7 protein-coding genes and 4 tRNA genes are annotated in these 12,835 nt (G+C 66.3%); 2 read left to right on the plus strand and 9 right to left on the minus strand.

Annotated elements, in window-relative coordinates:
- The first annotated feature begins 33 nt into the window (after positions 1-33).
- On the plus strand, positions 34-1,341 hold the full coding sequence (locus VFV19_04160) for a cyclic 2,3-diphosphoglycerate synthase (protein ID HEX4823481.1): 1,308 nt from the start codon (positions 34-36) through the stop codon (positions 1,339-1,341).
- Positions 1,342-1,345: 4 nt separating this feature from the next.
- Here VFV19_04160 and VFV19_04165 read toward each other — a convergent pair.
- From VFV19_04165 to VFV19_04200, 8 genes are all read right to left on the minus strand, one after another.
- Positions 1,346-1,421 (minus strand) — tRNA-Arg (locus VFV19_04165).
- Positions 1,422-1,488: 67 nt separating this feature from the next.
- Positions 1,489-1,564: transfer RNA gene (locus tag VFV19_04170), tRNA-His, on the minus strand.
- Positions 1,565-1,577: 13 nt separating this feature from the next.
- Positions 1,578-1,654 (minus strand) — tRNA-Arg (locus tag VFV19_04175).
- A 99-nt stretch (positions 1,655-1,753) separates the two neighbouring features.
- Positions 1,754-1,831: transfer RNA gene (locus tag VFV19_04180), tRNA-Arg, on the minus strand.
- 42 nt (positions 1,832-1,873) lie between these two features.
- Positions 1,874-3,064, minus strand: a complete 1,191-nt coding sequence (locus VFV19_04185) for a hypothetical protein (protein HEX4823482.1) — start codon at positions 3,062-3,064, stop codon at positions 1,874-1,876.
- Positions 3,065-3,071: 7 nt separating this feature from the next.
- Positions 3,072-3,578 (minus strand): hypothetical protein, encoded by a 507-nt coding sequence (locus VFV19_04190; protein ID HEX4823483.1) that lies wholly within the window; start codon positions 3,576-3,578, stop codon positions 3,072-3,074.
- Positions 3,579-3,633: 55 nt separating this feature from the next.
- The gene (locus VFV19_04195) at positions 3,634-8,808 is read right to left on the minus strand and encodes a hypothetical protein (GenBank protein HEX4823484.1); all 5,175 of its coding nucleotides are present in this window, start codon (positions 8,806-8,808) and stop codon (positions 3,634-3,636) included.
- Between the two features lie 137 nt (positions 8,809-8,945).
- Positions 8,946-9,443: a VOC family protein gene (locus VFV19_04200; GenBank protein HEX4823485.1), complete on the minus strand. Its 498-nt coding sequence runs from the start codon at positions 9,441-9,443 to the stop codon at positions 8,946-8,948.
- A 212-nt stretch (positions 9,444-9,655) separates the two neighbouring features.
- Between VFV19_04200 and VFV19_04205 the strand changes: the two genes are divergently transcribed.
- A complete protein-coding gene (locus VFV19_04205; GenBank protein ID HEX4823486.1) occupies positions 9,656-11,383 on the plus strand; it encodes a peptide-N-glycosidase F-related protein in 1,728 nt (575 codons plus the stop codon).
- Here the strand turns inward: VFV19_04205 and VFV19_04210 are convergent.
- Positions 11,380-12,780 (minus strand): hypothetical protein, encoded by a 1,401-nt coding sequence (locus VFV19_04210; GenBank protein ID HEX4823487.1) that lies wholly within the window; start codon positions 12,778-12,780, stop codon positions 11,380-11,382. The genes VFV19_04205 and VFV19_04210 overlap by 4 nt on opposite strands.
- Positions 12,781-12,835: the final 55 nt, after the last annotated feature.

The raw sequence follows: 12,835 nt of genomic DNA on the forward strand, positions 1-12,835 counted from the left end.
GAACCAAGATGCCGGTCCGGCAAGGAGATGCACATGGAGACGCGAGTCATCATCATGGGAGCCGCCGGCCGCGACTTCCACAACTTCAACGTGGTGTTCCGCGACGATTCCGAGTCGCGCGTCGTGGCGTTCACCGCGACCCAGATCCCCAACATCGACGACCGCCGCTATCCCGCCGCCCTCGCCGGCCCCCGCTACCCGCAAGGGATCCCGATCCATCCCGAAGCGGACCTCCCCGCGCTCATCCACGACCTGAAGGCGGACGAGGTCGTCTTCGCTTACAGCGACGTGGCGCACGAGACGGTCATGCACAAGGCCTCGATCGTGCTCGCCGCCGGCGCTGACTTCCGGCTGATCGGGCCCGACGCCAGCATGATCCGGTCCAAGGTGCCGATCGTCTCCGTCTGCGCCGTGCGGACCGGAGCGGGAAAGAGCCAGACGACCCGGAAGGTCTGCCAGATCCTCCGCGCCAAGGGCCGGCGCACCGTCGCCATCCGCCATCCCATGCCGTACGGCGATCTCGTCAAGCAGAGGGTCCAGCGCTTCGCGAATCTCGAGGACCTCGACCTCCACGAGTGCACGATCGAGGAGCGGGAGGAGTACGAGCCGCACATCGCGGCCGGCGGCGTCATCTATGCCGGCGTGGACTACGGCGCCATCTTGAAAGAGGCCGAGCGCGAGGCCGACGTCATCGTCTGGGACGGCGGTAACAACGACCTTCCGTTCTACAAGGCCGACCTCGAGATCGTCGTCGCCGATCCTCACCGGGCCGGGCACGAGATGTCGTATCACCCCGGCGAGGCGAACCTACGGCGCGCGCACGTCGTCGTCATCAACAAGGAGGACACCGCGAACGAGGCCGATATCGTAAAGGTCAGGCGGACCGTTCACGCCGTGAACCCCAAGGCGCGCATCATCGACGCCGCCTCGCCGATTCTCGTCGACGACGCCGAGACGATTCGCGGCAAGCGCGTCCTCTGCGTGGAAGACGGCCCGACACTCACGCACGGCGAGATGAAGTACGGCGCCGGCGTCCTCGCCGCGATGAAGCACGGAGCGACGGAGATCCTCGACCCGCGCCCCTGGACCGTCGGCACGATCTCGAGCACCTTTGAGAAGTACCCGAACATCGGCGCGCTCCTCCCCGCGATGGGCTACGGCGACGCGCAGATGCGCGATCTCGAGGCGACGATCGAGCGCTGCCCCGCCGACGTCGTGCTCATCGCGACGCCGATCGACCTGAGGCGCGTGATCACGATCGGCAAGCGGGCGCTTCGCGTGGGCTACGAGCTCCAGGAGATCGGCAAGCCGGATCTCGAGGAAGTCCTCGCTCGATTCTGAGCGCTGGCGCGCACGGAGGGAGTCGAACCCCCAACCGTCGGATCCGAAGTCCGATGCTCTATCCATTGAGCTACGTGCGCGTGAACCCGAACGTGGTCGCCTAGCGTAGCGCAGGCGGCGAGTTCCCGACCGGGTTGTTGTAGGAAGTGGGGTGGGTGACGGGATTTGAACCCGCGACAGCCAGATCCACAGTCTGGAGCTCTACCGACTGAGCTACACCCACCACGAGACAGGATTGGTACGCCTGGGAGGACTCGAACCTCCGACCCACGGCTTAGAAGGCCGTTGCTCTATCCACCTGAGCTACAGGCGCCCTTGTTTCGAGAAAGAGCCTCGGCCGTCTTCGCCGCGTGAACTCTAACGGAACGGTGCGGCCCCCGCAAGAATCGCGAGGGCCGCCGCCGAGGCTAAGTGGTGCGCGTGGCAGGATTTGAACCTGCGACACCTAGCTCCGGAGGCTAGTGCTCTATCCGGGCTGAGCTACACGCGCGAATCTCGACCGGCGAACGATAGCACGCGACACAGGTGGGGGTCAGACGCAGCTTCCACCGACGCACGATTTCCCGCCGGTGCAGGGGTTGTTGCACCCGCCGCAATTCGCGTTGCTCGTGTTGATGTTCGTTTCGCAGCCGGTCGCAAACGTGCCGTCGCAATTGCTGTAGCCGGAATCGCACGTTCCGCCGCAGAACCCGTTGAGGTTGCACGTCGGCGTCATGTGGTTCGTCGAGCACACGATGCCGCACGAGCCGCAGTTGTCGGTGGACCGGAGCGATGCTTCGCACCCGTCGGCAGGATCACCGTTGCAATTTGCGTAGTTGGTCGCGCAAGAGCCGCCGCAGCCGCCGCCAGAGCACGTAGGCGTGATGTGATTCGTCGAGCAAGCACGACCGCAGCCGCCGCAGTTGTTCACGTCGCTCGTCACGTCGGCCACGTTCATCGGCCCGGGGTTCGTCTTCAGGCCGCTCGACACCACGATGCCGTTCACCGTCGTCGACCCCGGCGTCCCCGGCGTCTTGTACTGAACGCTGTACGTGCCGGCCGCGAGGAAGGCGAGGTCATAGGTCCCGTCGGCGGCGCTGTACGACACCGCCGATCTCCCCGGAACATAGACGACGACGCCCGCTGCGGGTCCCGTGCACGTGGTGACGGTACCTGCGATGCCGCCCGTATCGAGACCGTTCCCGGCCGGTCCGGGAGGTCCCGCCGGTCCCTGGGGCCCTTGAATGCACGTCGCCGTGCCGTCCGCGCCGACCGCGTTGATGGCGTACCCGTCGGGGCACGGGGTTCCGATCCGCTGCTGGTAGGCCGATGCGCCGACGCCGCCGAGGGACGCGGCATCGTCGGCGCGCCCGGCGGCGTTCGCGAACGGCGCGGTCGCGATCCTCTGCCTCGGCGTGAGCGTCTCTCCGGTGACGTGGATCTCGAGGTAGCGAATCTCGCCGCTCGAAAAGAGCGTCGGTGGCATCGCCGACGACGAGCCGAGAAGGACGTTGAAGAGTCCCTTGACCACCTGCACCGACTGCGTCTCGGTCCAGAGCGAGCTTCCGCCGGACGCGGCGTCCCAGATCGAGAAGTCCATCGTGACGGTGGCGTCGAGCGGGTTCTGCTGCGGCGTGTTGTCCGTGAGACGCCCTTGATAGTTGACGACGGCCGGCACCGCCGCGGCGGCGAGCGACGCCGTCACGGTCAAGAGGAAGCAGGCGATCAGCGTCTTTCTTTTCATGTCGACCTCACGGCGCAGCCGGCGGCGGTGGAACGGGCCCGGGTGCAAGAGCGAGCACGCTGTAGCAGGTCAGGCCGCTCGTGGGAGCGGATGCGTCGGTGTAGGCGTTGTTCGACGTCGTCGCGTAGATGCTCGAGTAGATCGTGGCGCAGCTCTCGGCGCGGTAGAGATCGTAGGGCGCGTCGTTCCCCGACCACGCGAGATCGATCGACTGCGGCTGTCCCGTCGTCCGGTTCGCCGACAGTACGACCGGCACGAGACCGGACCCCGTGAACCCCCAGAATCCGGATTGCACGACGAAGTGCGGCGACGACGACGTCCCGATCGCGAGCGGTTGGGCGAGCGACGCGCTCGCGACATGAGCGCTCGATGCCACCTGCGGCCCGGCGGCGTCGAGGGTCGCCGGCTCCAGCCGATAGCTCGGCGAGGTGGACGCTGTCTCGGCCTGAGCGAGAGATGCGACGCATGCCGCGACGGCGATCAGTGCGACGGCGCCGAGACGAGTCAACTCCACGGCCCCCTTGTCGAATGCGACTCTGCCATGGAGATACCCCGCTTCGGTCCGCGTGTCAATTCATGACGGCGGTGACCTCGTACTCGAAGAACCCCGAAGCCCCATCGAGGAACGAGGTGTCGGCCGTCGTCCCGATCCTCGTGAACGCCGCCATCGACCCGCGGATCCGCCGCCAGACGTGATATTTCGACGGTGCGCCGGTCCCATCTTCTAAATACGGTATGCGCCACTGCAGGCGCACTCCGGAACCCTCGCGCCGCAGCGTGAGCGAGTTCATCTCGAGCGCGCGGCCGGTATTGATCTCCTCGTCGAGGCACTTCGCCTGCGCGCAGGTGTCCGAGCTGCGCGATGCGCTCGAGAGGATCGCGTCCGATGCGGCGAGCGACTGCCCCACCGTCGTGTTCGACCCGCACTGCGAGTCGATCTCCTGCTGCGTGCACACGCGCGCGCGGCAGATGTTGAGAGCGAGCGCCATCAGGTCGTCGTCGGTGCGATCGCACGCGTCGCCGTTCGGCTGACTCGGTTGTAGCTCGGCGCAGAGATCCGCCACGGTCGAGATCCCGGCGAAGGCGTGCGCCACGCTCGCCACGCACACCGCGTCGGCGTCGGTGAATTCATCGCCCGAGTGCGGCCCGAGGCAGAGGCGCTTGTAGTAGCCGGTCGAGCGCGGGTTCGGCTCGTTCAGGCCGCTGAAGCTCGGCGTGCACGTGCCGCCGATGCACGCGTCGCCGGTGGTGCAGAGGCTGCCGTCGTTGCACGCGGTGCCGTCCGGCTTCGCGGGGTTCGAACACGCCCCGGTTGACGGATTGCAGACTCCCGCGTCGTGGCACTGATCGAGCACAGCGCACACGACCGCGTTCGTGCCGGTGCACACGCCGGCGGAGCAGACGTCGGTCCGCGTGCAGGCGTTCCCGTCGTCGCAAGGCGCGGTGTTGTTCGTGAAGACGCAGCCCATCGCCGGGTTGCACGCGTCGTCAGTGCAGACGTTGCCGTCGTTGCAGACGACCGGTGCGCCGGCGCGACATGCGCCGCCGCCGCACACGTCACCACTCGTGCACGCGTTGCCGTCGTTGCAAGGCGCGGAGTTGTTCGTGTGGACGCAGCCGGTTGACGGGTTGCAGGAGTCGTCGGTGCACGGGTTGCCATCGTCGCAGTTCAAGGGCGCGCTGGCGCGGCAGGTCCCGCTGCCGTCGCAGAACTCGGCGCCGTTGCACGCGTTGCCGTCGGCGCAGGACGTTCCGGCCGTTGCCGGAACGTGAGTGCACCCACTCGCCGGATTGCACGCATCGACGGTGCAAGGGTTGCCGTCGTCGCAGTCGAGAGGAATCACGCTCAAGCAATGACCGGCGCCGTCGCACGCGTCGAGCGTGGTGCAGGCGTTGCCATCGTTGCACTCGGTGCCTTCGGCGGTCGCGATGTGCACGCAACCCGTCGCCGGGTCGCAGGAGTCGTCGGTGCATGGATTGCCGTCGTCGCACGACGCTTGGACCCCGCCGACGCAGACGCCGTTCCCGTTACAAACGTCATTCGTCGTGCACGCGTTCCCGTCATCGCAGGGGTAATCGGGATAGGACGGCCAATGCGAGCACTGGCAACCGGCATTCTCGTCGGCGTAGTCATCGGTGCATTGATTGCCGTCGTCGCACACCGAATGCCCGACACAGTAACCGTCGGCGTCACAGCGATCGTCCAACGTGCAGTTGTAGTAATCGTTGCACGCGCTTCCGGTCGGTGCTTGCGGATAAACGCAACCAGCGTGAGGATCGCAGAGATCGAAGGTGCACGGGTTGCCGTCGTCGCAGCTAGACTCGACCGACGGCTCGTGCACACATCCGACGTCGGGGCGACACGAGTCCGCCGTGCAGACATTGTCGTCATCGCAATCGACCGGACTTCCCCCCAAGCACGATCCGCTCTGGCACGATTCGCCTGCGATGCAGGCGTTCCCATCGTCACACGGCGAGCCGTCGGGAGCGGGCGCATTCAAACAGCCTGTGACCCTGTCACAGCTATCGATCGTGCAACTGTTCCCGTCGTCGCACGTCGAGCGCGGACTGTGGTAACACCCTGTGAGCGGGTAGCAGCTATCGTACGTACAAACGTCTCCGTCATCGCAGTTGAGCCGGCCGGTCGAAACGCAGTAGCCGTCCTGGCAGTGGTCACCCGTCGTGCACGCGTTCGAATCGTCGCAGTCACCGGTGAGTACGATGTTTTGGCACCCATCAATTCCGCGGCAGGTATCCGCGGTGCACGCGTTACCGTCGTCGCAGAGCGCATCGCCCCCGTTGTCGATGATGCCGTCGCCGTCGTCGTCGAGACCGTTGCACGTTTCCGAACCCGTGATGAAGTACTGGCCGCCGGAGTCCAGATACTGCCCGCCGGCCCCTCCCCAGATGATCATCGAGTGGCCCGTCCAAACCGCAGTGTGCTGCGAGCGCCCGGACGGTGCATCGATCAGCGACGTCCCCGGAAACGACCACTGCTTCGAGATCAGATCGAATTTTCCACCGGTATTCTTTCCATCGCCACCCCAGATCAGCATGTGGCGACCGGTCCAGATCGTGCTGAAGTGCCGATACACGCCTGGACCAGGGTTGTACTGAATCGTCCAGGTCCACGTGTCCGCTTGAGGATCGTATTCCGGTACGCTCCCGAACAGCCCGTACGAGTAGATCAGCATCCGGCTTCCCGTCCAGACGGCGGATGGGTAACCGTAAGCGATAGGAGCGTTGACCATCGACGTCGGAAGCCACGAATCGTCCGCGGGGTCGTACTGACCGCCGGTGGTGTCGTTCCAATATCCCCTGCCCCACACGATCATCTTCCGCCCGGTCCAGACGCACGCATGCCCTTGGCGCGCGCTCGGTGCGTTCAACAGGCTGGTCGGCTTCCACTGATCCAAGCCGGGACTGTATCGGCCGCCGTCGGCGAGATCGTCGTAGTTGTAGTCGGTGCCACCCCAGACGACCATCTCATGTCCGGTCCAAATGGCGCTCTGAGCCAACCTGCCGGCGGGAGCGTTTTCGAGAGCGGTCGGCGACCATGAGTCGCTGATCGGATCGTAGCGCCCGCCCGAGATCGGAAACGAATAGGCATTGTCGTCTTGGCCGCCCCACACGATCATTTCGTGTCCCGTCCAGACGGTGGTGTGACCGCCCCGGGCGGTGGGAGCGCCGGTCGTCGTGGTGGGGCTCCACGCGTCCGTTGCGGGATCGTATCGCCCACCGGTCCCCAGAACCCAATCGCCGTAGCCTCCCCAGATGATCATCTCGTTCCCTGTCCAGACAGCGGTGTGATACCAGCGGCCGGAGGGACGGCCACCGGTCGATGTCGGCGTCCACTTGTCCGAGACCGGGTAATAGCGGCCGCCCGAGGACCCGGTTCCGCCGACATCACCGCCCCAGACGACCATCTCGTCGCCCGTCCATACCGCGGCGTGAGACGATCGAGGGAACTGCCCTTCCGAGCCGATGGGTCGCCAAGCGTCTACATTCGGGTCGTAGGCCGCGCCACCCGGCACATAGTTCTCGTCGCCGCGATCTCCCCCCCACACGATCATCTCTCTTCCGGTCCACACGGCGGAGTGGAGTGTGCGGGGTGCGGGCGCACCGGCGGTGGTCGTCGGAGCCCAAGAGTCCGTCGATGGGTCGTATCGAGCGCCCGTGTTCAACGCATTCGTGGGCCCAAGCCCTCCCCAAACGATCATGACCCGACCGGCCCAGATCACGGTCGATCCGAAAGCGCTGTGGGGCTGGCCCACCGTGGAAACCGAGTTCCACGCATTCGCGACCGGATCGTAGCTGCCTCCCGATATGGATCCCGATCCGATGACGAGCATGCGCTTCCCGGTCCACACGGCGGGGTTTCCCGACGATTGGGAAGGCGCGCCGACCACGGAAGTGGTGGTCCATGAGTCGGTTGAAGGATCGTAGATGCCGCCAGTATCGGTTGATGCACCGGAGCTCGTGATGAAGCCCCCCCAGATGACCATCCCGGTGCCGGTCCAAACCGCCGTGTGTCCGAAGCGAGCGGACGGCGCGCCCATCGTCGATGTTGGTGCCCAAGTGTCACTGACGGGGTTGTATCGTGCGCCGGAGTTCTGAATGGGACTGCCGCCCCAGACGATCATTTCCGATCCGGTCCACACCGCGCTGTAATCCGAGAGCGCCGTCGGCGCGTGCGCGCGGGCGATCGGCCTCCAGGTGTCCGTCGCGGGGTCGTAACGTGCGCCAGTCATGACACCATTCGGCTCGCCGCCCCAGACGATCATCTCCGTTCCCGTCCAGACGGCACGCGGCTTTTGTCGTGGGTGCGGCTCGTCGTCCAGGCTTCCGTTCACCCACGTGTCATCGGGCACCCGTTCCACCGGACGCACCGGCTGCTGCGGCAGCCGTCGAAGGCCGGCGGACGACGCCGCGGCGGCGAACGGGGCATCCGTGCGCACCGTCGCAACGCTGCGTGTCCGCCACCAGTCGGCCCACGCCGCTTTTGCAACTGCGTAGGTCGCATACCGGAGATGATCCGGCGTCGCACTCAACGAAACTGTGAAAGCGAAGGAATCGCTTCGCTCCTCGATGTCGGACATCTGCCCGATCTTCACGGGCAGCTTCTTCCGTCGTGCCGCAAAGTCAGCCGCGGAGAGCGACTCCGTGCGGAACGCGTTGCGCGCGGGTTCACCGAGGACGACCTCGCCTGCATGCCGACACGGATGCTCCGCTTCGACGCTCAACTCCCCACTAGCCAGCTTCCTGTGCAACTCCTCCGCTTCCTTCCTCTCCGCGACATGCATCGACGGATCAAAGTCGTAGAAGTTGTGCACGAGCCGATCGACGAGCGTCGCGCGGACGAGCGTCTCCTTGATGAGGAAGGCGTCGTTGCCGAGCGCGGCATAGAGCTCAGTAAGGCGCTCGGGCATGCGCGTGCCGTTCGCCATGCGCTCGAGCTCGCGGTCGAGCATGAGGTCGGTGACGGAGGTCTTCCAGTAGGTCTGTAACGCGGCGGTCTCCTCGAGGGACTTGCGGACCTTCGCCTCGAGGACGGAGCGCGGGACGGCTTCTTCGAACGGCTTCGTCGTGCCGATCTGGTGGCGGTAGTAGACGCGCTCGATCGCCTCCTGGGCGCGGACGCGATCTTCGAAGGTAAGTGTGCGCGGCGCGGGCTCGGCTGCCCGGATTGCCGCGGCAGCGAGGCAGACACACGCCGCCCGACCCAGGATCGAACGCAGTTCCATGGACGCCCCCAGGGACTCTGGGAGCGTAGATACGATGAATCTTAAGGAATTACAACGAAGTTCGGGACGGGAACGGTCGTGAAGCGGAAGGAAGAGGACGGCCACCAGAGCATGGCCGTCCTCGGGAGGTCAGAGCCTCAGCGATGCGTCTCCTGCATCTTCGACGCCATCTTCGACATCCACTCTTCCCCCGCCTTCTTCATCTCTTCCGGCGAGACGTCCTTCACGTGCTGCGCGAGCACCCAGTGATGCCCGAACGGATCCTCGAGACGGCCGGTGCGGTCGCCCCAGAACATCGTGTCGAGCGGCATGACCTCCTTGCCGCCTGCCCCCAGCGCCTTCTTCCAAGCGTTGTCGACGTTCTCCACGAAGACGTAGAAGCTCGTCGGCGTTCCGCCGTAGCTCTTGGGTCCCTTGTTCCCCATCTCCGGCATCTCGTCGGCGAGCATGAACGTGGAGTCGCCGAACTTCAGCTCGGCGTGCATGACCTTCCCCCCCGGCCCGGGCATTCGCATGACTTCTTGCGCTCCGAAGGCGTTCTTGTAGAAGTCGATCGCCTTCGAGGCGTCCTTTACCGTGAGATTCGGCGTGATGGTGTGATAGCCCTGCGGAATCCACTTGACGTTCTGATTCATGAGCGATGTCTCCTCGTGAAAGACCGTGAAGCTACGAGCGTAGACCTCGTCGATGACACGGGCAAACGCTCACTCTTCTACTGTTCGAAGATCGGTAAGGAAAATCTCTTCGCCGTTCATGAGGAACCACGCAACTCTCTTGGTGCCTGCTCATCGGAGGCTGGACGGAGCGCCGTCGGCGCCGTACCGTCTCGGTCAATCGGGGGGAAACGATGAGACTCGCGGCTCTGGTCCTTCTCGGCTCGGCCACAAGTTTCGCCTTCGCGGCCGACGTCACTCCTCCCGCCTCCGTCACCGGACTCCTCGCGGCCAGGTCGGGCGCCGACGTCCAGCTCCAGTGGGACCCGGTGTCCCTTGATGCGACCGGCGGCGCGGAGACGATCACGGCCTACCGGATCTACCGCGGCACCTCGGCTGGATTCGTTCCCGACAAGACGCTCGGATCGAATCGGGTCGGAACGTCTTCGTCGCCTTCGTTCCTCGACGGCAATGCGATCGCCTCGGGGCTCGACGGTTACTACCTCGTCAGCGCCGTCGATGCGGCGGGCAACGAGTCGGCGACCCGCCCCGCTACGGCCGTGTCGGCGGCAACGCTCTCGGGGACGTACACCGACACGGGGGTCGACCTGAACTGGACGGCCGCCGCACCGGCCGACCAAGTCGCGAAGTACCTCGTGTACTACGGGACGGCCCCGCACCGCTACGACGCGGTGAAAGATGTCGGGCCGGCGACCTCGACCTCGATGACGGGCCTGTCGGCGAACGTCAACTATTACTTCGCTGTCGTCGCCGTCGACCCGGCAGGCAACGCCGGGCCTTACTCGAACGAGCACGTCGACTGCGTCGCGGGGCGCATCGCCCTCAAGGCACACGATGACGATGGGCTCTGCTGGCTCTCGGGCGGGCAGAGCTGCCCCGTGCGTGCCGGTGCCGTGCAGCGCGACGACGGCTTCCAGCTCATGGTCCCCGTCGACTTCCCGGAAGGCGCGTGGACCAAGATCACGATGACGCTGACGATGGACTCACGCCTCTGCAAGGTCGGCGCGAACGGCACGACCGACAAGTGCGGCAGCACGAATCCCACTCCCGGCGGCTGGAACCCGTGCGGCGACCCGTGGGACCGGATTGCCCAAACCTTCCTCGTCCTCGACAACTGTCTCGCCGGGACCGGGTCGTGCATCACGAACGACAACCTCGAGCTGATCCACGCCGTGACACCGTTCGGCACCGACGCCCCCGCGCCGAACGGCACCGGCGTCGTGCCGCCGCGCGTCGTCACGATGGACGTCACGCCCTACGCGCCTCTCCTGAGCGGCCACCGGTTCATCGGCGCCGAGATCGCGAACTTCGCGACCGCAGGCTGGCACGTTACGACCCAGTTCCAGTTCACGAAGCGCCCGGAAGAGGCGTCGCCGAAGCATCCGGCGGCGGGGATTGAGGTCGTCGGTTTCGGCGGCGCGCCGCTGCCGTCCCGCTCCGTCTCGATTCCCCTGGGCGCGACGCAGGTCAAGGGTCGCCTCTTCACGACCGGCCACGGCGGCACGCAGTACTGCGACGGCGGATCGAACGACGGCGCGGCCTGCACGGCGAACTCGAACTGCCCCGGCGGCAGCTGCCAGAACTGCGACGAGTTCTGCCACCGCACGAACCGCATCTTGAAGAACGGCGCGCCGGTCTACACCGTGGTGCCCTTCCGCACCGACTGCAGCGTCCCCGTCACCGCGTGCCAGTCGTGGAATGCCTGCGGCTTTCCGTCGTGCGCCTTCTCGCGCGCCGGCTGGTGCCCGGGGTACCTCGCCTGCACGAGCAACGCCCCCGGCTGCGATCAGGACATCGATCTCACGTCGCAGTTCCCGCCCGGCGGGACCTACAACGTGAGCTACGACGTCCTCGTCCAGCGAGGGAGCTGGTCGGTCAGCCTCGTCCTGTACTGGTACTAGCGGCCAATCAGCGCACGGAAGCGCGCCTTCGCGGCCTCGGTCGCCGCCGGGTCGGAGTCGACCCGCACCGAGCCTTCGCCTTCCGTCAATTTGAGGCCGACGCGCGCGAACGCCGCGTCGAGAGGCAACGGCTCGGTGCCGTGAATGAAGCGGTGATGGAACTCCGTCCAGTCCGGCGGAGCGACGTTCGCGAGCGCGCGCGCGATATCCGTCCATGAATAAGGCTTCTTCGCGTCACGCAAGAGCGCGCGAAAGACGTCGCCCAGACCGCGCGCGTTTCTCGTCGCCTCGCGGATCATCGTGTCCCACGTGAACGCGACGAGCGCCCCGCCGCCGTAGAGCGGCGGCCCCTTGTGCGTCCCGGGTGCGTCGAGCGGCGTCTGAAGCTTCCGATAGTTCGCGACGTGCGACGCGAGCTTTGCCTCGAATTGCTCCGGCGACGTGAGCCCGGCGGAGACGAGCGCGAGGTTCGCGGCGTACTCGGTGAACCCCTCCTGGAACCACTGCGTCGCCATGTAGTCGGCGCCTTGCAGGATCCACCCGTTCCAGTGATGGAAGATCTCGTGCGCGATCGTGTTGCCCCAGTCGTCGAGATTCGCGGCCGAAGGGGCCGCGTCGAGGGTCAAGGCGAAGCTCGCGCGGAACGACTCGCCTCCGTGCTCGTTCTGCGGAAGGAGGACGACGAGGTAATCCGCCGTGCCGCTCGCCCCGACGAAGGCGACGAGGCGCTTCACCGACAGATCGATGACGCGCCTCACCTCCGCGCGCGCCGTCTCCCAGGACCCGATCGGCACGACCCTCACCTGGAAGCCGCCCGCCGTCAGCGTATCCGGCGCCTTCTTCGTGAAGGCGATCAGGTTCTCCGTCAGGTCGTCGGTCGTCGGGACGGTGCCGCGCCAGGGCGTCACCGCGCTCCATCCGCCGGGCGCCAAGAAGCGCACGGCGCTCGCCTGCTGAGCCGGCGTCGTGAGGAACACCGACCGCCCGATCACGATCACATGGTCGCCGTCGGCGAAGGCGCACTCACGCGGCGCCGGCCAGCTCCTTGCCGCGAGCGGCGCGTAGTCGACTTCGTAGTCCAGCGTCAGCGTGCCCTGGACCGGCCGCGCGAGTTTCCAGCCCGCGGCGCCGGCCGGGCTCGTCGCCACGACGGCGCCGCGTTCGTCCGTCACGCGAAGATGACGCACGAGCCCGGGCCAGCCTGCGTCGGCCACCTCCGGGACGTCGCCCGGTCGCGAGGTCGCCATCGCGAGAGATTCGCCGTCGCTCGGAACCGTGGCGTGGACTTTGATGCGCGGGGACGGCGCCAGGGTCAGATCCACGCGATAGACCGCCTCTCCGGCCCAGGCCGGACACGCGATCGACATCAGCAACATGGCCTGCGCACGTCGACTCATGGCTTGCCTCGAGGTAGGAATCCTAGCCCGCAGCAACGTCAGGCCCAACCTGCGG

It is taken from the genome of Candidatus Polarisedimenticolaceae bacterium (genome assembly GCA_036275915.1).
In the GTDB taxonomy this organism is placed as follows: Bacteria; Acidobacteriota; Polarisedimenticolia; order Polarisedimenticolales; family DASRJG01; genus DASRJG01.

Excerpts from the sequence above, each read along its gene's own strand:
- VFV19_04160 (HEX4823481.1), top strand. The coding sequence starts at position 34 with ATGGAGACGCGAGTCATCATCATGGGAGCCGCCGGCCGCGACTTCCAC.
- VFV19_04185 (HEX4823482.1), bottom strand. The coding sequence starts at position 3,064 with ATGAAAAGAAAGACGCTGATCGCCTGCTTCCTCTTGACCGTGACGGCG.
- VFV19_04195 (HEX4823484.1), bottom strand. The coding sequence starts at position 8,808 with ATGGAACTGCGTTCGATCCTGGGTCGGGCGGCGTGTGTCTGCCTCGCT.
- VFV19_04200 (HEX4823485.1), bottom strand. The coding sequence starts at position 9,443 with ATGAATCAGAACGTCAAGTGGATTCCGCAGGGCTATCACACCATCACG.
- VFV19_04205 (HEX4823486.1), top strand. The coding sequence starts at position 9,656 with ATGAGACTCGCGGCTCTGGTCCTTCTCGGCTCGGCCACAAGTTTCGCC.
- VFV19_04210 (HEX4823487.1), bottom strand. The coding sequence starts at position 12,780 with ATGAGTCGACGTGCGCAGGCCATGTTGCTGATGTCGATCGCGTGTCCG.